General features: G+C 68.5%; 17 protein-coding genes. 9 read left to right on the top strand and 8 right to left on the bottom strand.

Translation table 11 applies throughout. From position 1 onward, the window contains the following. The first annotated feature begins 1 nt into the window (after position 1). Together E8A74_RS44170 and E8A74_RS44165 are read left to right on the top strand one after the other, a co-directional pair. On the top strand, positions 2-1,123 hold the full coding sequence (locus E8A74_RS44170) for a sensor histidine kinase (protein WP_136935181.1): 1,122 nt from the start codon (positions 2-4) through the stop codon (positions 1,121-1,123). Positions 1,124-1,156: 33 nt separating this feature from the next. Then, positions 1,157-1,885, top strand: a complete 729-nt coding sequence (locus tag E8A74_RS44165; RefSeq protein ID WP_136935180.1) for a response regulator — start codon at positions 1,157-1,159, stop codon at positions 1,883-1,885. Between the two features lie 122 nt (positions 1,886-2,007). Here the strand turns inward: E8A74_RS44165 and rsmG are convergent, their stop codons facing one another. Next, positions 2,008-2,727 carry a 16S rRNA (guanine(527)-N(7))-methyltransferase RsmG gene (gene rsmG, locus E8A74_RS44160; protein WP_136935179.1) on the bottom strand — a complete coding sequence of 240 codons (720 nt, stop codon included), beginning with the start codon at positions 2,725-2,727 and terminating at the stop codon, positions 2,008-2,010. 281 nt (positions 2,728-3,008) lie between these two features. Here rsmG and E8A74_RS44155 point away from each other — a divergent pair, with 281 nt between their 5' ends. From E8A74_RS44155 to E8A74_RS53420, 3 genes are all read left to right on the top strand, one after another. Continuing rightward, entirely contained in the window at positions 3,009-4,091 is a 1,083-nt protein-coding gene (locus tag E8A74_RS44155; protein ID WP_136935178.1) for a hypothetical protein, read from the top strand. Between the two features lie 165 nt (positions 4,092-4,256). Further along, entirely contained in the window at positions 4,257-5,468 is a 1,212-nt protein-coding gene (locus tag E8A74_RS44150) for a PAS domain S-box protein (RefSeq protein ID WP_136935177.1), read from the top strand. Between the two features lie 77 nt (positions 5,469-5,545). Next, the gene (locus E8A74_RS53420) at positions 5,546-6,223 is read left to right on the top strand and encodes a hypothetical protein (RefSeq protein WP_170229846.1); all 678 of its coding nucleotides are present in this window, start codon (positions 5,546-5,548) and stop codon (positions 6,221-6,223) included. A gap of 3 nt (positions 6,224-6,226) precedes the next feature. Here E8A74_RS53420 and E8A74_RS44135 read toward each other — a convergent pair whose 3' ends face one another. The 5 genes from E8A74_RS44135 to E8A74_RS44115 form a co-directional block, all read right to left on the bottom strand. Beyond that, positions 6,227-7,201: an NHL repeat-containing protein gene (locus tag E8A74_RS44135; RefSeq protein WP_136935174.1), complete on the bottom strand. Its 975-nt coding sequence runs from the start codon at positions 7,199-7,201 to the stop codon at positions 6,227-6,229. A gap of 65 nt (positions 7,202-7,266) precedes the next feature. Further along, positions 7,267-8,115, bottom strand: coding sequence for a hypothetical protein (locus tag E8A74_RS44130; RefSeq protein ID WP_136935173.1), 849 nt, complete (start codon positions 8,113-8,115; stop codon positions 7,267-7,269). Positions 8,116-8,184: 69 nt separating this feature from the next. Then, complete coding sequence (locus tag E8A74_RS44125) at positions 8,185-9,138, bottom strand: aminotransferase class I/II-fold pyridoxal phosphate-dependent enzyme (RefSeq protein ID WP_136935172.1); 954 nt, start codon at positions 9,136-9,138, stop codon at positions 8,185-8,187. After that, entirely contained in the window at positions 9,135-10,406 is a 1,272-nt protein-coding gene (locus E8A74_RS44120; RefSeq protein ID WP_136935171.1) for a radical SAM protein, read from the bottom strand. Before E8A74_RS44120 ends, E8A74_RS44125 begins: the two co-directional genes overlap by 4 nt. A gap of 31 nt (positions 10,407-10,437) precedes the next feature. Next, entirely contained in the window at positions 10,438-11,169 is a 732-nt protein-coding gene (locus tag E8A74_RS44115; protein WP_136935170.1) for a hypothetical protein, read from the bottom strand. A gap of 125 nt (positions 11,170-11,294) precedes the next feature. Between E8A74_RS44115 and E8A74_RS44110 the strand changes: the two genes are divergently transcribed. Both E8A74_RS44110 and E8A74_RS44105 read left to right on the top strand, forming a co-directional pair. After that, complete coding sequence (locus tag E8A74_RS44110) at positions 11,295-11,651, top strand: ArsR/SmtB family transcription factor (RefSeq protein WP_136935169.1); 357 nt, start codon at positions 11,295-11,297, stop codon at positions 11,649-11,651. Beyond that, entirely contained in the window at positions 11,648-12,466 is an 819-nt protein-coding gene (locus E8A74_RS44105; protein WP_136935168.1) for an SRPBCC domain-containing protein, read from the top strand. The genes E8A74_RS44110 and E8A74_RS44105 overlap by 4 nt, the downstream gene beginning before the upstream one ends. 33 nt (positions 12,467-12,499) lie before the next feature. Here the strand turns inward: E8A74_RS44105 and E8A74_RS44100 are convergent, their stop codons facing one another. Next, positions 12,500-14,035 carry an MYXO-CTERM sorting domain-containing protein gene (locus E8A74_RS44100; protein ID WP_136935167.1) on the bottom strand — a complete coding sequence of 512 codons (1,536 nt, stop codon included), beginning with the start codon at positions 14,033-14,035 and terminating at the stop codon, positions 12,500-12,502. A gap of 95 nt (positions 14,036-14,130) precedes the next feature. After that, positions 14,131-14,553 (bottom strand): MarR family winged helix-turn-helix transcriptional regulator, encoded by a 423-nt coding sequence (locus tag E8A74_RS44095; protein WP_136935166.1) that lies wholly within the window; start codon positions 14,551-14,553, stop codon positions 14,131-14,133. Positions 14,554-14,649: 96 nt separating this feature from the next. On the opposite strand from E8A74_RS44095, the gene E8A74_RS44090 reads away from it, so the two are divergent. Both E8A74_RS44090 and E8A74_RS44080 read left to right on the top strand, forming a co-directional pair. Next, complete coding sequence (locus E8A74_RS44090) at positions 14,650-15,996, top strand: carotenoid oxygenase family protein (RefSeq protein WP_136935165.1); 1,347 nt, start codon at positions 14,650-14,652, stop codon at positions 15,994-15,996. A 161-nt stretch (positions 15,997-16,157) separates the two neighbouring features. Continuing rightward, positions 16,158-17,666 (top strand): hypothetical protein, encoded by a 1,509-nt coding sequence (locus tag E8A74_RS44080; RefSeq protein ID WP_170229845.1) that lies wholly within the window; start codon positions 16,158-16,160, stop codon positions 17,664-17,666. Positions 17,667-17,671: the final 5 nt, after the last annotated feature.

The following is a 17,671-nucleotide window of genomic DNA, read 5'->3' as shown; positions in this document are numbered from 1 at the left end:
CATGGAGACCTCGATCGCAAGCTCGATCCTCGCGTCCCTCGGGAAGGTCGTCCTCGAACGCCAGCCGGACGGGACGTTCTTGCAACGCGGCGACGCGCCCGCCTGGTTCGCGCACCGGATGCGGGGCGTGCTCCACGCGGACACGCCCATCCGCGTGGAGAGCCTGTTCCCGTTCCTCGAGGTCTTCCTGCCCGAGGCGGAGGCCGTCTGGCAGGGCGAAGGCGCGACGCGGATCGACTCCGACGTCTGGTGCGAGACGGCCGAAGGCGGCGAGGAGCTGCCCCTCGAAGCGACCGCGCTCCTCGTGGGCCCCGCTCGCCTGCTCGTGATCACCCGCTGCGACGAGCTCTTCCACGAGCGGCGCCTCGTCCTTCAGCGCGCGCGCGAGCTGCGCATCACCTACGACGCGCTCGCCCGCGAGATCGAACAGAAAGACATCCTCATGCATTGCATCGTCCACGACCTCGCGAGCCCGCTCCAGACGATCCTCGGCGTGCTCTCGTCCCTCGACGAGCGAGATCCGCCCGGCGAGGACGGCGTCCTCCTCGACGCCGCGCTCGACGCCGCGCTCCGGCAGCGCTCGATGATCCGCGAGATCCTGACCGTGTTCGCCGCCGAGCACGGCGGCCTCGACGCCACGCACGAGGAGGCCGTGGTGTGCGATCTGCACGTCGTGCTCCCCCACGTCGTGGCCGAGCACGAGCGCACGGCGCGCGGCCGGAACGTGCGGATCGAGCGGGACGCGCCGCCGCCGGGCAGCTTCGTCGTCGCGGACGAGCCTCGGCTCGTGCGGGTCCTCGCGAACCTGCTCGACAACGCCGTCCGCCACAGCCCGGTCGGGGGCCACGTGCACGTCCGCGTGCGCGGGGACGACACGAGCCTCGAAGTGAGCGTCGAGGATGAGGGGCCGGGCGTGCCGCCTTCGCTCGCGGCGCGGCTGTTCGAGCGGTTCGGCCGGGGGATCGGGCCCGAGGCGGGCACGGGGCTCGGGCTTTATTTCTGCCGCATCACCGTCGAGCGCTGGGGCGGCGCGATCGGGTACGCCGCGCCTCCCGAGGGAGGGGCCCGGTTCTGGTTCCGCCTCCGCAGGGCTGCCACCTCGACAGGGGCCAGGGCGGCGTGAAGGAAGGAAAGCGGAGCGAGGGAAGGACGGGCCATGGCGAAGCTCCTGATCGTGGACGACGACGACGAAACCAGGCTCTGGATGGCCTCTGCGCTCGCCGACGTCGGGCACGAGGTTCACACGAGCCCGGGCAGTCGTGACGCGCTCCGGATGCTCTCGACGTGGAAGCCGGATCTCGCCCTGCTCGACGTCCTCATGCCCGAGATGGATGGGTTTGCCCTGAACCGCGTGCTCAGGAGCCAAGGCATTCCCACGGTCTTCGTCACCGTGGTCAAGCGCGAGGCCGAGGCCATCCTCCACGGCGTGTCGGGGTACGTGGAGAAGCCGGTCACGGCCGGGGAGCTGCGGGCGGTGGTGGCGCGTGTCCTCGGCGGGGCCACGGGCGGGGCCATCTTGCTCGTCGAGGACGACCCGTTCCTGCGCCACGTGTATCGATCGGTGCTGGAGCCACGGTTTCAGGTGCTCGAAGCCGAGAACGGACGCGAGGCGCTCTCCCTCCTCGCGTCGCACGCGGTCGCGCTCGTCATCACGGACATCCACATGCCGGTGATGAACGGGGTGGAGCTCGTCCGCGCGATCCGCAGCGACGCCCGCATCCGCGACGTGCCCGTGGTCGTGCAGAGCTGCGATACTTCCTCGGTCCGCTCGCCCATCTGGTCGGGGCTCCACGTCTCGAGCGTCATGCCCAAAGAGCATTTCATCGGGTGGTTGATCGGGCAGATCGAGGAGCAGCTTTCGGTCGTGACCGCGAGGCCCGCCTGAGCGACGCGTGGCGCGGGCGTGGGAGGAACGACGACGGCCATCCGATCGTGCCATCGACGTTCGAGCTCTGCGGCGAAATGCGAATCATGCGGCCGGCGCAATCCCCAGCCGGGCGCGCATATTCACCGCTTTCCCTTGCGCCGCGCCTCGCCCGATCCTCGCCGGAGCACGACGATCCGCCCCGTCGGCGTCGCGACCGTCTTTTCGTGGGTCGTCCCTTGCTCGACGAGCACGCGTTTGGCCTCGGCGAGCTCTTCGTCGGCGCGCTGGCCCTTCACGAGGAGCACGAGCCCGCCCGGCTTCGCGAACGGCGCCGTGAGCGGCACGAGCGCATGCAAGCGCGCCACGGCGCGCGCGGTCACGACGTCGAACCCCCCGCGAAGCTCCGAAGCCCCGAGCTGCTCGGCGCGGCCCGCGCGTGCTTCCACGTTCGTGAGGCCAAGCGCTTCCGCGACGGCCGAGAGAAACGCCGTTTTTTTCTGCGTCGCGTCGACCAGCGTGACCTGGAGATCGGGCCGGGCGATCGCGATCGGAATGCCGGGCAACCCGCCGCCCGAGCCGATATCGACGAGCCGTGATCCCGCGCCGACGTCCCCGAGCAAGGGCAAGAGCGTGAGCGCGTCGAGCGCGTGTTTTTCCCAGGCTTCGGTTGGATCTTTGATCGCGGTGAGGTTCATCTGCTCGTTCATCGCGAGCAGCCGCGCGAGGTAGTCGCCGAGCTTCGCGAGGACGGGCGCGTCGAGGCGAACGCCTATCTCCGCGAGGCGCGCGTCGAAGCCGTCGGGCGGCGCGAGGGGCGTGGAGATCGGGAGCGGGAGCGGAGGACGGGCGGCCGTGGTCACGCCGAGGGGGTAGCACGCCCCGACACGCTCGGCACAAGCCGGCACAGCCCGAACGACGCATCGGACGCAAAAACCAACGTGCCGGCGGCGGCACGCGAGTTGCCAAGGGGATCCATATGCGTGTCTACCTGCATCGCCTTCTCATCGCTTCTCAATGGGGCGCAAGCCTCCTCCTCGCCTCGGGGTGCGGGGCCAACGTCGAGGGCGGCCCGGGTGCCCCCGACACGGAAACCGCTCCCCAAACCCTCGAACCTGCCCCGGCGCCCGCCTGTTACGGGCCCGTGTACGACGACGGTTTTGGTTTTCATGGCCAATGTTGCGACATCACCCTCTGCACCACGCCCGTGAACGGCGTTTGTCCTGACGTGGACAAGGTCGAGCTCGCGGGACGGCCGCCGGGCTCCGGGGAATGCGAATGCCAGCCGCTCCGCGGGCCGTATGCCAATGAAGACGCCGGCAGCACCGAGAGCTGCTGTTATCTCGCCGGCTCGATCGGCTGCGATGGCCGGCCGCTCCTCGTGCAAGGAACGCCAAGGCTCGCCGACGTGCGTGAAGGGCCGAGCGCCTGGTCGAGCGCGCCGGACGCGCCTGCCGATCGCGCCGAGGGCCTCCGCGATTTCAATGCCGCGCTCCGTGAACTCGATACGGCACATCTTCCGGCCGACGTGCGCGCGCGCCTCGCGCAGCGCTGGGCCGAGCGAGGTCGATACGAGCACGCTTCCGTGGCCTCGTTCGCCCGATTCTCCATGGCGCTGATGGCGATCGGCGCGCCGCCTGCGCTCGTCGAGGCGGCCCATCAAGCGGCGCTCGACGAAGTGCGGCACGCGCGCCTCGCCATGGCGCTCGCGTCGGCGTATGGCGGCGCGTCGCTCGGCTTCGGTCCGCTCGCCGTGGACGGGGCCTTCGAGGATCTCGGCTCGCTCACGGCGGCCACGCTCGCCACCGTGGTCGAAGGTTGCGTGGGCGAGACGCTCGCGGCCATCGAGGCCGCCGCGGCCGCGCAGGAGGCGGGGCCACGGGCGGTGCGCCTGGCATTGCTGGAGATCGCCGAGGACGAGATGCGCCACGCCGAGCTCGGATGGGCCTTCGTGCGCTGGGCGATCGGCACGGGCGGCGCGTCGCTCGCCCGCGAGGTCGCGGCGACGCTGGAACAGGCGCTCCGGGTGGCCTGCAAGGACACGACGGTCCCGGGCGAAGCGCCGCCCCGGGAGCACGGTTTTCTCCCCGCGGAGGAGGTCACCTCGTTGCGGCGGCAAGCGGCGGCGCAGGTGCTCCGGCCGGCGGGCGACGCGCTCGTCGAACAAGGGCGTGCCAATGGCGCGGCGCGCTCGCCTCGCCTTTCGACCCAGCCCTTGCTTTCGTGAGGGCGAACGGGCTCGCTCCGCCAAACCCTCCGCGTTCGCACCAGGGAGGGATGCTCACCGTCACCTCCATGACGTCCCACGCCTCCCCGATCCCCCCGTAGCGAAGCGTACTCCCGCGGGAGGACAGCGCTTTCCGGCCGGCTGCTCTTTTGGTACACGGGCCAGATGGGGATCGAGGAACGTGCTGCGCCGGCTCATTTCGAGGATGCAAAATTGCTGGGTGCGCTCACGCGCGAGGCGCCGATGGGCATCGTGGGCCTCGACACGAAGGGCACCATCGTCGCGTGGAACCCCGAGGCCGAGCGGATCTTCGGCTACGTCGGGGTCGAGGTCATCGGAAAAACGATACGCGATCTCCTCGGCCCCGATACGGACGCGGACCCGGGCGCGCTCGTCTCGCAGCTCGACCCCACGAGCCCGCAATCGTTCACGGCCCCGTGCGTCCGGAAAGACGGCGCGCGTTTTCATTGTGAATGGCTTTTTCGCGCCCTGCGCGACGAGAAGGGCGAGCTCCTCGGCCGCGCCGCTTTCATTCGCGATACGACCGAGGAGACCGAGACACGCGCCACGCTCGCCGCCGAGCGCCGCTTCCTGCGGCGCATGCTCGACAATACCCCACTCGTCCTCTGGTCCACCGACAAGAACGGCATTTTCACGCTGTCCGACGGCGCAGGGCTGCGCGCGCTCGGGTTCGCGCCCGGCGAGGTCGTCGGCATGAGCGCATTCGAGGTCTACCGGGACGTCCCCGAGATCGTCGGCGCGATCCGCGGCGCCCTCGCCGGCACCTTTTCGACGACCCTCGCCGCGACGAACGGCACCGTCTGGGAATGCCGATACATCCCGATCACGCGCGAGGACGGCGGCCCCGTGGAGGGCGTGCTCGGCGTCGCGCTGGACGTCACCGAGCGCGTCGAAGCCGAACGCACGCTCCGCCGGCAGCTCGACCTGATCGCGCAGCAAGAGGGCGCGATCCGCACGCTCTCCACGCCGATCGCGCGTGTATGGGAGGGCGCGCTCGCGCTGCCGCTCGTCGGGACGATCGACGGGGCGCGCGCCGAGCAGATCCTCGCCACCTTGCTCGAAGCGGTCGTGCGGGAACAGGCGCATTACGTGATCCTCGACATGACGGGCATCGGCGAGGTCGACGCGACGACCGCCGATCACCTCTTCAAGGTGCTACGGGCGCTCGGGTTGCTCGGCGCGACGGCGCTCGTGACGGGCGTCAATCCCGGGGTGGCCACGGCGCTCGTGGGCCTCGGCGTGGATCTCGGGAGCGTCGTGACGCTCGGAAATCTGGAGGAGGCGCTCCGGTACGTCATGAAGCGCCGCGCCGGCAAGCCACGCCGCGCCCCTGCCCCTTCCGCCCACCGGGTTTGACGGCTGCCCGGGTCGTTTTCCATACCAGGCGCCCGTTGTCGTCCTCTACACTCGGGGCGGTAGCAAGGAGCTTCCCCATGTCGATGAAGATGGCCTCTCGGGTTCTTCTGTGTCTTTTGGCGGCCGGCGTCGCCGCGTGTTCGGGCGCGGATTCCCAAGGAAGCGGCGGTGAAGGCGGGGCGGGTGAAGGCGGCAGCGGCGGCAACGCCGGCCAAGGAGGAATGCCGAGCAGCAGCGCGTCGAGCGGCAGCGGCGGCAACGGCGGCGGCGGCACGACCAGCAGCAGCGGCGGCGGGTCCGATCCGTACGAGGCGGCCCGGCAGGCGTGTGTCGACACGATCAACACGCACCGCGCGACGATGGGGCTCCCGCCCTTCGCGCGCTGGAAGGAAGCGGAGCCCTGCGTGGATCAGCAGGCGACGTGGGATCAAGAGAACAACAAGGCGCACGGGTCGTGGGGCATGGGCCTCTACCCGACCTGCAATGGCAGCGGCCAGAACGAGTGCCTGGGCCACGGGGCCGAGAATGTCTCGGGCTGCCTCGACGGGATGTGGGCCGAGCGGGACCAGAACGGATGCTCCGGCTGCGACGCCTGCAACGAAGGGTACAACCCGGACTGCCCGAACTGTGATTTCTACGGGCAAGCCACGGGCGATGTGTGCGGGCATTACGTGAACATGAGCGCGAAATACTTCTCGAAGGTCGCCTGTGGCTTCAGCGCGGCCGGCGGGTGGATCGCCATCAACTTCCAGTAGCGCTCATTTCGGCGTCTCGATCGGCGCGCAGGTGGACACGCCCGCGCCGACGATGTTCGTGCCGAGGCCCGTCTTCACCACGGTCGTCTTTCCGGTCGACGGTCGATACTGCTGGATCTGCGAGTCGCCCGTGGGGCTCGTGAACAACCAGAAATCGCCGCCCCACACCGCGAATGCCCAGCCGCTCCCGATCGTCACCGTCGGCTGCGGGGCCTGGCTCAGGATTTTGCCCGAGAGTTTGTCGATCTCGGCGATGATGATCGGGCTGTAATTAAAAAACCCGAAGATACGCGCGTCGCCCGTGCCCGTGAGCTCCGCCGCGCCGGAGAGCTGGTCCCACGGGCCGACGAACGAGAGCTCGAACGTCTTCGGGTCGATCTGCGCGAGGCCCTTGCCGTTGTAGTCGGCGACGTAAAGCGTCTCCTCCGCGCTGCCCTTCGCATTGGAGACAAACCCCATCCCGAACGTGGTAAACCCCTGCTGTCCCGGGGTGAACGTGGTCGCCGCGCAGGCCGCCGTCTTCACGTCGACGTGGTAGATGCGGCCGTCGCTGAAGAGGATCCACGCCGTCCCTCGGCGGTCGACGGCCATCGAGAACGGCGTGCCGAGGCCGCCGGTGGGGCAATCGATCACGCCGATGAGCTTCACCTCGAGCGTGGGCGGGTTGAAGCTGTAGAGCTCGTTGTCCTGGCCGATGATGTACACGAGCCTCGCCTCGTCCACGCAACCGTCGCCGCCGGATCCACCTCCCGCGCCCATGAATCCGCCTTCGCCGAAAAGATCTCCGCCCTCGCCGCCCATTCCGGCGTTCCCGCTGCCCATTCCACCGGCCCCGGCGCTCCCGCCCTGCCCACCGCTCGATTCGCCCACCTCGGCGCCGCTCTCCGAAGAGAACGTGCCATGGGGCGTGACCGTGCACGCGGAGAGGACGAGCACCGCAGGGACTACAAATTGCAACGAGCGGTGAAGAAAATGCATGGGAACCTCCGATCCCGAGGATAGGAGGTAACCCGAGTCACGTCACGCGCTCCGTGACGTCTGATTTACCGAAGATCGAGAATGAAGTCGGCGATGAGTCCGACGACGAACGCGCGCGTGTCCAGGGCGCCGGTCGCGGGCGAATAGAAGCGCGTCCAGGTCACATAGGGCGTGAGCGCCAGGAAATCGAGCTCTGGGCCCGCGCTGTAGCCGCCGGTCAACCCCACGGGAATGGACGTGGTCGCTCGCGGATCACGGAGGTCTCCAACGATGAGGACGCTCGCCCCGCCGATGTGGAAACGCTCCGCGAGCTGGACGTACACGTTCATCGGGACACGAACGCCGACATGCGAATCCGTGGTGGGATACCAGGGGACATAAACGCCGGTATCGATACGGAGGTGCTTGTTCGGACGGAGGATGGCAGGCAGGCCCGGCTGAACGTAGCTGACGAACGGGTGCGTGGGGTTCGGGTCGAAGACGGTCATGAAGGAGGCGCCGAGGTCGACGGGCCGGGTTTTGACGAACCGACCGGTGAAGGTGAGGCGGTTCGTGCCCGGGAGCGGCTCCTGGCCGATGTAATAGGGGCCGATCTGGAGATCGACGTGCACCTCGGGGACGATGCCCCATAACGTGCCGATGCTCGCCCCGAAGCGATGGAAGCCTCTATCGATGGGGCGCTCGGCGAAGGTGCTCACGTAGGGATCGAGCAGCCCCGTGGGCAGGATGAGCCCGCGTTGCACCATGGGCGTGGGACCGCTCGGTTTGCTGCGGTCGACCCTGGCCGTGCCCGCCCGCGCCGAGACGGGTGGCGGCGTGACGGCCGAGGCGCGAGCGCCGGACACGAGGACGAGAGCGATTGCGGCAAACGCCGGCAATGGTCGGTACGAGGCCACGGGATCTGCGATCGTCATGGAGCCTCGACCCTCCGGACGTCATCCCCAACCGCCCGAAGACCCACCGGCCGGAGAGCGGCCGGCGGCTCAGCCTTCGAGGCTCGACAGCACGCTGAGGTCCTCGGGTCCGCCGAAGACTGTCGCGGGGACACCGAGGATGCCCATTTCCAGCAATTCGTGGAACGACCTCGACGATGTCGCGAAGTAGCCGGTGCACGGAGAGGCTTTCAGCTCGGGCCTCGCGCTCGTCAGGGCGTCGAGCCTGCGCGCACGCTCGCGCAAGGCGGCCGAGACTTCCTGGGGACGGGCAGCATGTTCGGTGAGCGCCGCATATCCGATTCGAAGGCGTCCTTCGTCCTTCGGCAGCTCGGCGAACACGTCCCGCGTCTGCTTCCGGAAGCGCTCGGGCACGATGCAGATCCCCGCGTGATCCGGGACGAGCCAGCCCTTCGAGAGCGACGTGAGAAAAACGGCGCTCTCGTCTTCGAGCAAGGCCCGCGAGACCTCCGTCGGCGGCGTCGCATAAACCGAATCGAGGATCAGCATACGACGGTCGTCCGCGCGCGCCCAGCGCCGAAGCGCGTCCGCTTCGTGGGGCGCAAGCGCCGTGCCCCAGGGCTTCAGGGGCTCGCAAATCAACAATGCGTCGAGCGCGTCGAGCGCGGGAAGACCGGCGCGCGCCTCCCACGGGACGATCGTCGCGCCCGCCTCCGCCGCGAGGTGCAGATAGACGGGGTAGACATCGGCGGGCACGCCAACACGCGCGTTCCGCCTTGCGAGGAGACCGAAGAGCGCGCGGAGCGAACGGCGGACGCCGTGGCTGACCTGCGTGCGTGGCTTCAGCGCCTGCGGGAGATCGAGGTGCGCGAGGAATCGCTCCGCGAGGTGACAACGATAAGGCGCTTCCGGGTGGGTCGAGGGCACGATGGAGGGGAAGGCACGCCCGAGGCTCCGGTAGACGTTCAGCTCCGCGAGGTCGACGAGCGAAGGCCGCGCGGCCCGGAGCTCGGCGCGGCGCGCGAGGAAGGTTTCGTGGTTCATAACGTGGAGCTCGGATCTTCCAGCGAGGCGAGGCAGGTTCCGTCGGCCATCACGTTCCACGAGCGAACGATCCCATGCGTGCGCTCCCAGCCGACCGAGGGCTCCGTATACGCGGCCACGCGCAGCGCGCGGCCTTGGATGTCGCCTTCGAACACGGGGCTCCCCCAGGGCAATTCCGCGCATTTCTCGAAGCCGAGCTCGGCGAGCGTGTGGAGCACGAGCGAGAGCGGCACCTGGTTCGTCTCGCAAAACTGGTTCGCGCGGCTCGGCGCCCACGGGTTTTCCGAGAGGCTCGAAACGTAGAGCTCCTTGAAACAAACCTCCTGAAACCCCTCGGCGGCGCTGCGTTCGAGGTAGGCGCGCACCTTCGCGGCGTCGTCGACGCCGCCCCGCTGGAGCACACAAATCGCCCGCGTGCGGAGCCCCGGCGCACGCCCGAGCGCCCCGGAGTCGACCTCGATCCCCATGATCCGCGCATCGTCTTCTCGCGTCACGCCGTGGCGGCTCACCGCGAGCGTCGTGAGCCCGGCTTCCCGGAGGGCTTCGAGCTGCGCGAGGTCGAGGCGCGCGCCATTCGTGATGAGCAAGGTTGTCGGGAACAACCCCGCGAGGCCACGCACGAGCGCGCGGAGCTTCTCGGGTTCGAGCAGCGTCGGCTCGCCGCCCCCGGTGATGACGGCGCGCTCGGCGCCCCGCTCCTTCGCGAGCTTCGCCCAGGTGAGAGAATGCGCGAGCGTGCCACTCCGCTGGCGCGCGAGATCGGACACGCTCGCCTTCGAGAAGCAGAAGCCACACCGCGCCTGGCAGGCCTTCGCGACGGGCAGCACCGACACGCTCCGCGGCCGGCACTTCGCCCATTCGACGAGCCTGTCGTCGTCGAGGCGGAAGGCCTCCGCGGTGATCTCCTCGTGCCGCGTGGGGACGAGCGAATCCTTCTCGTCGACCCACGCCACGCCGGAGAGCGGGATCTCGCTCGCTGGCCAGCGCCAGCCAATGCCCGTGCCGGTCACGTCGTTCGGGCGCATCCCCGCAGGCCCGACCGGGAGCCGCGCCCGCAGCGCCACCACGCGATCCTGTGGCCGACCGAGCTTCGCCACGAGCCGCCGCGCCTTTTCGAGCCCCGGCGCCCAGCGCTCGTCCTCCTTCAGCATGTAGAACGCGTCGGGAAACCTCGATTCGCCGATCAGCGCCTTCGAATACCGCATCCCGTAGCGGTCGAAGCCCCGCAGCCAGTTGGAAAGCGGAATGAAAGCGAGGAAGGAATCCATCACGACATGGTTCTCGACGTACAGGCTCAAGTCAACCCGACGCGTGGGGTCTTCGCCGCCGATCCACCCGCTGGAGGAGCGCCGCGACCTCGGCCGGGAACGCACCGGCATACGCCGCGAGGCTCCTCTCGATCTCGGCTGCGAAATCGATGTTCATCGCCTTCTCGGCCTTTTTGCCGGCGAAGGCGAGGTACCAGGGGGCCGCCCCGAAACGACAAAACCACGCGACGAAGTCCGAAAACAAAAGATCGAGGGGGAAGAGCTCGCATCCGTCCTGCGCGAGGCCGATCCGATAGGGTGCGCCCTTCGGATCGAAGGGGTCGATGGTGAGCCATGCGGACGCGCCGGGGACGGATACGAGCAGCTTCGACCGCTTCAGCGTGTTCAGGCGATCGAGATCGCGCTTCGACGCCACCTCGAATCCGTCGCTCCAGAGCTCCTCGCAGAACGGCTGATCGTAAAGATCCCCCGCTTCCACGTCGTTCTCGTAGTCGCTCCTGCGACGGTATTGTCGGTGCGGGCGAAAGCCCGCGAAGGCCGCTTCGAGCCCGCAGATCGAGGCTTCCTCGCCCAGGGGCACGCCGCCGCGGGTGGCGCGGAACGTGAGGCCGTCGCTCCTTTCGTAGAACGCCGCGACGTCGTCGGGGAGGTCTTTTCCGAGCACCACACGGACCCGACCCGCGAGCTCCGCGAGCCTGCTCTTGGGTCGCAGGATGGTGATCGTGACATCCCCCACGGTTTTGCTCTCGGTCGTCTCGCCCATCGCCCCTCAGCCCATCGTGCGCTCGCGCTCGTGTCAACGATCCGACGGGGAATTTCTTTCGGGCGAGGCGCTTCTGATCGTACATGCCTTGACAAGTATATGCCTTGATGGGCATATACGCGTCCATGTTGAGCGCGTTCGAAGTCGTTGCAGAGCCGAACCGAAGGCGCATCCTCGACGTTCTCCGCGAGGGACGTTGCCCTGTCGGGGAGCTTTCGCATCGGCTCGGGCTCACCCAGCCCACCGTGTCCAAGCACCTGCGCGTGCTCAAGGATGCGCGGCTCGTCGATGTGGAGCAGGACGCGCAGCGCCGGCTCTACCGCTTGCGCCCGGAGCCCCTCGTGGAGCTCGACGCCTGGCTCGCGCCGTATCGCGAGCTCTGGTCGCAGCGGCTCGACGCGCTCGAGCGCCACCTTACCACGATGGCGGACGACCCCCCCGCGAGCGCCCGCCCGAGCCCGCCCCCGAGGAGGAAACGATGAAAAACGGGACCCTGACCACAAAAGGCAATCACGTCGAGCTTCGATTCGAGCGGCGCCTCGCCCACGCCCCCGAAAAGGTTTGGCGCGCGCTCACGGAAACCCAGGAGCTCGCCCACTGGTTCCCCGCCCGCATCGAGGGCGCCCGCAAGGCCGGCGCCGAGCTGCAGTTCTTCTTCGAGGAAGGCGCGCCGGGCGCGGGAAAACTTTTGGTCTTCGAGCCGCCGCGCTTGCTCGAATACACGTGGGAAGGAGACCTGCTCCGGTGGGAGCTCGTGCCCGAGGGCAAAGGCTGCCTCTTGATCTTCACGACGATCCCGGCGGAGCGCGCGAACGTCGCCCGCGACGCCACGGGCTGGCACTTTTGCCTCGACAACCTGGAGGCAGCGGTCGACGGAACGCCGGCCGCCGGATTCGACAAGGCGCGCTTCTCCGCGCTCAATGCGGAGTACGCCGCGCGTTTCGGCCTGGGCAGCTTCCCGGCCTTCCTGACGAGCGCGGCGAACCACGTCGCGGCGGATTCCCTGCACATCCCCGGCGTCGAGGCCTACGTGTTCGACGGCGCGGATGGCACGCAGATCCTGCTGTGCCACGCCAAGACCGACGCGGATACGGACGAGCAGTGGCGCGACGCCGACGAATACCTCGCCGTCCTGGAAGGCAGCTACGTGCTGCGCATCAATGGCATGGATATGGAGCTTGGCGCCGGGCGGGAATTCGTGGTCCCGAGGGGCGCGCGGGTCTCGGGGAGGTTTTCCGCCGGCACGCGGACGATGCATGCGTTTCGAGGACGGAGCCTCGGGCGGGGTGGGGCGTAGGACGTCCCGCGCCTGGCACGCCCAGGGCAAACCTCAGCGCGCTCGCCGCCGCCGCATGGCCGCGAGCCCCATCATCGCCAGCGCCGCCCACGCGGCCCCCGTCGTCTCCTCGTCTCCCGCCACCCGGCATCCGCACGACCCTTCGCTGCCGCTCAAGTCGGGGCCGCCGGGACCACCACTCCCGCCGCTTCCCGCCATGCCGCCCATCCCGCCGCCCCCCGCGGCGCCGCCCTCGCCGCCGGTGCCGAAGATCCCCGACGAGCTGCTGCTCGCGTCCGAGCTGCTCGGGTTCTCCACGCATTGCCCCGCCATGCACGTCTGGCCCGTCGGGCACACCGCGCCCATGCAATCGTCCACGCACGTCCCGCCCGCGCAATGCGTCCCCGCGTCGCACGTCACGCCAATGCACGCCACGTCCACGCAGAGGCCGCTCATCGTCTCGCACGCCTTGCCGCCGGCGCAGGGCAGGCAATCGCAGCGCGTGACGCACACGCCGCCGTCGCAGACCTGGCCACTCTCGCACGTCACCCCGGCGCACGGATCGACGCACGCACCCACGCGACAAACCTGCGGGAACGGACACGTGACGTCGTCGCACGGGCCCTTGCACGTGCCACCGACGCAGACCTTGCCGGCCTCGCAGGACACGTCCTTGCACGCGGCATCGACGCAGTAGCCGCTGCTGTTGCAGGCCTGATCGGGCAAACAGTCGAACTCGCCGCCCTTGCAGCTCTGCACGCAGGTGCCCTTGTCGCAAACGTACCCCGCCGGGCAGATGTCCCCCTCGTCGACCGGCCCGTTGCAATCGTCGTCGATCCCGTTGCAGCTCTCGCCCGCCGGCTGCGTGAGCTGCTGGCACACGACGCCGTTCGAGGTGCATTGCGTCACGCCCGCCGCGCAGACGCCGGGATTGCCCGTCTCGCAAGGCTGGCCGCCGCCGGAACAGGTGATGCCGGTGAGGAAATAGACGTCGTCGTTGAAATCGCCGTCGTTGTTCCAGCCCGACGCGCTGGTCGACCCGTCCTCGAAGGCGATGTAATAGGCGTTCGGCGTGGTCTTCGAGGCGTAAATCATCGCCGTGACCCACGGCGCCGCCGGGTTGCAGGCCGAGCAGAGGTTGTTGTAGGCCGGGTTCGTGTAGTGCGTCTCGCCGCCCACGAGCGCGAAGCCGACGAGCCCGCCGGCGTAGCCCGGATCGTTCTTGATCGACGTGCCGTTGAACATGGTGCCGACCGGCGAGTTCGGCGGCACGAGGACGTGCAGATCCGCAGGCTGCGGCTTCTGCCCGGTCTCGTTGTACCAGGCGAGGCCGAAGTGCGAGCCGGCCTCGTTGAGCACGAACCTCGCGGTGAAGCCGCACAGCGGCGAGAACGCGTTCGGCGTGGTATGCGCGTCGGCCTTCCAGTCGACGGGATCGTTCAGGTTCTGGAACATGGTGTAGAGCTGGACCTCGCCGTTGGCCGAATCGAGCGGCACGACGAGGCCGTTCGGCTCCGTGACGAGCGCGTCGGCGGTGCTTGCGGCGAGGACGAGGGCGAGGGAGGAAGCAAAAAGCGGTGTGCGGCGCATACCTCAGGCTACCGCACCGCCGCGCGTTTGGGGGAGTACCCCTGGAGAAGAATTCGTGCGATCCCGTTCCCTCGGCCGAGCCGGGACGACGTCCTTCAACCGAGCCGCGTGATCACCGCCGCGACCCTCGTGAGCTCCTCCTTGTTTGCCTCCGGGCCCAGAAGATCCGCCGCAATCCGTCGGGCCGTCGGCACGGCGTCCGCGAGGAGCTTTTGCCCCGCTGGGGTCAGCACCGCAAACGTGACACGTCCGTCCTCTTCGCTCGGCTGGCTCGTGACGAGCCCGCGCTGCGTCAGCGGGCGCAACATCCACGTCACGCCCGAGGCCGTCACGCCGAGCTGCGCTGCCAGATCGATCCGCCGGAGCCGGCGCTCGGGCGCGTGATCGAGCACCTGGAGCAGGTGCAGGTCGTTGAGGCCGATGCCGTGCACCCCGCCGAGCGAGGCGTCGAAGCGGCGGATCACGGTCGCGTGTGCCCGGTTCAAGTCGAAAAAGAACGTCAGATGATACGCCGACATGTGCGCCTCTCTTTTGTTGAGCACTCAAATAAATCACTTGCGAGGGAGATGCAAGGGTGTTAGTTGAGAACTCAAGCAACGACAAGGAAGAGGCGCATGTCCACCCGCGAAGAGGCCGATGCTCGTTCTGCCGCCCAGCCGTTCTGGTTGCGCGGTCCCTTTGCGCCGGTCGTCGACGAGGTGACGGCGCACGACCTGCCCGTGGCGGGCGAGCTCCCGCGCGACCTCGCCGGGACCTACGTGCGCAACGGACCCAATCCCAAGGACGGCGCCTCCCGGCATTGGTGGTTCGGCGACGGGATGGTGCACGGCGTCCACCTCGACAACGGAAAAGCGCGCTGGTACCGAAACCGTTACGTACGGACCGCCAGGTATGGCGGGACGAACCTCGACGCGGCGGCGAACGGCGAGGACACGAGCGCGGCTCGTGCGCGGCGGCTGCGCGGCGGCGGCACTTCGAATACGCACATCATCGAGCACGCGGGCCGGCTCCTCTCGATGGTCGAGGCGGCGCTGCCGATGCAGCTCGATCGGGAGCTGTCGACCGTCGGCATCTTCGATTTCGACGGAGCCCTCGACACCCCCATGACGGCGCACCCGAAACGTTGTCCCTCGACGGGCGAGCTCCACTTCTTCAGCTACCAGACGGTGCGGCCTTACCTCACCTATTACATCGCCGATGCGGGGGGGCGGGTGATCTCGAAGCGGGAAATCGAGGTCGACAGCCCCTCCCACATGCATGACTTCGCCCTCACGGAGCACGATGCGGTCTTTTTCGATTCACCCGCCCGCATGACGCGCGACTGGGGCGACGGGATGCCCTTCGCGTGGAGCGAGACCCATACGGCGCGCCTCGGCGTGGTGCCGCGCGCGGGAGGGGCGGCGCGCTGGTTCGACATCGAGCCGGGTCACCTCAGCCACACCGCCAATGCATTCGAGCGCGACGGGACGATCGTCCTGGAGGGGACCCGCTGCGCGCGCTTCGAGGCCAGCCCACCGTGTCTCCATCGCTGGGAGATCGACCTCGGGTCCGGGCAAACCCGCGAACGGGCGATCGACGAGCGTATCGTCGATTTTCCTCGCATCGACGACCGCCGCGTCGGGCGGCCGCATCGCTACACCTACGTCGTCGAGCTGTGCGATTTCGTGGGCGGCGCCCCGACGAGCGCGCGCTTGCGCCGCTACGACGCGGCGACGGGCGCCTCGGCCGCGCAGGATCTCGGACCGCGGCGCATTCCGGGCGAATGCGTCTTCGTCCCCAGGGGCGATGACCCTTCCGAAGACGCAGGTTATCTGCTCAGCATCGTCTACGACGGCGAGCGTGACGGCAGCGAGCTCGTCGTACTGGATGCCGAGACCTTCGGCGCGGCCCCGGTGGCCCGTGTCCAATTGCCCCAGCGTGTCCCCTTCGGCTTCCACGGGACGTGGGTGAGCACACCGTGAGCACGTTTACGACACGAAGGCCACGTTTACAAGGAGCGAAGAGTGCGACTACCCTCCGAATTGTGTAGTCTGCGTCGCTGCCCACGCACGATCGGACGACACCCCCTTGAGCCGCCCGAGGGCGCGCATATGCCCTCGGGGCTCGTTTCCGGAGGATCCTTATGAAACACTCATTTCTCGGGATGGCCAGCGCGCTCGTGTTCCTGCCTTGCGTGCTCGGGACGGCTTCCTGCGGCACCGCCCCGGCTGGAGACATCGCCAGTTCCACACAAACGCCGCCGGATCCCAGCGGCAGCGGCGGCAGCGGCGGCAGCGGTGGCAGCGGCGGCGACGCAGGCAGCGGCAGCGGCGGCGGCGGCGGCGGCGCGAATAGCTGCGGCGAGGGCGTCCAGAGCCCAGGTATCGTGCCCCTGCAGGTGAGCTCGGCCGTCGACGTCGACCCTGCGAACAACGTGGCCGTCACCGGAACCTTTTCGGGTGTTTTGGACCTCGGCGACGGTTCGCCCGTCCAAGCGTACGACGTGGGGCCGGACATCTTCGTCGCAAAACTCGACGCGGAGAGCAAGCCGCTCTGGACCCGTCAACTCCACGCAAGGAATGGCGATGGGAACGGAGTCGCGTTCGATCGAGAAGGCAATGTCATCGTCACCGGGTATGTCTTCGGAGGCATGATCTGCGACGACATGCCCTCTGGCCTCCCGGTCAATCAGGACATCCTCGTGTCGAAGCTGGATCCGGACGGGAACCTGCTCTGGACGCGCGTCTTCCCTGCCCCGGGAGACCAAGCGGGCGTCGACGTGCTCACGAACAGCGACGGCGATATCGTCGTGGCTGGTTACATGACGGCCGGCGACCTGACCTTCGACGAGATCGGCACGACGCTCCACACCAATGGCCTGATCAGCGCCGTGCTCATGAAATTGAGCCCGAACGGCAGCGTCGTATGGGCCAAGAGCTTCGGAGGCTCGCAGAGCGCCGCGTTGGCCGTCGACAGCGGGGACAACATCGTCCTCACGGGTGACATCCTGGGGACGACCGATTTTGGCGGAGCGCCGCTCACGGCGGGGTACGATCGCGATACCTTCCTCGCGAAGTTCGACGACGCGGGCAACCACCTCTGGAGCCAGAGCTTCGAAGGTACCGCCTCCGGGACGATGCATGACGTCGCCGTGGACAGCGCCGACAACATCCTCCTCTTGGCGCCATTCAACTGGTCCGTGGACATGGGGGGCGGTCCGATCGTGAACCCGGGCAGTCCCGACACGGCTCTCGCCAAATACGATCCTTCGGGCCATCACCTCTGGAGCCGAGGCCTCGTCAGCGTCGTCCAGGCGGCGAGCACGCAGGGCATGTCCATCGACGTGGACGGCGCCGATAACGTCATCGTCGGAGGGAGTTACGTCGGAACGGCGGATCTCGGCGGCGGTCCGCTCGTGAATACCAGCGCTCTCGATATCTTCCTCGCGAAGTTCGATCCGTCCGGTGGCTGGCTCGCGAATCAGCGGTTCAGTACGCAGGCCGAGGACGAGACCGCGGCGATTCGTATGGATCACACCGGGCGCGTCATCCTCACGGGGCGCAACGCCTCCATCGATTTCGGCGGAGCCCCGAAGGTGCACAACACGGTCCCCGGACAGAGCGACTTCTTCGTCGCCTGGCTCGCCCCCTGAACGCG

Source organism: Polyangium fumosum (genome assembly GCF_005144585.1).
GTDB lineage: Bacteria > Myxococcota_A > Polyangia > Polyangiales > Polyangiaceae > Polyangium > Polyangium fumosum.
This window is presented reverse-complemented; position numbering and strand designations above follow the sequence as displayed.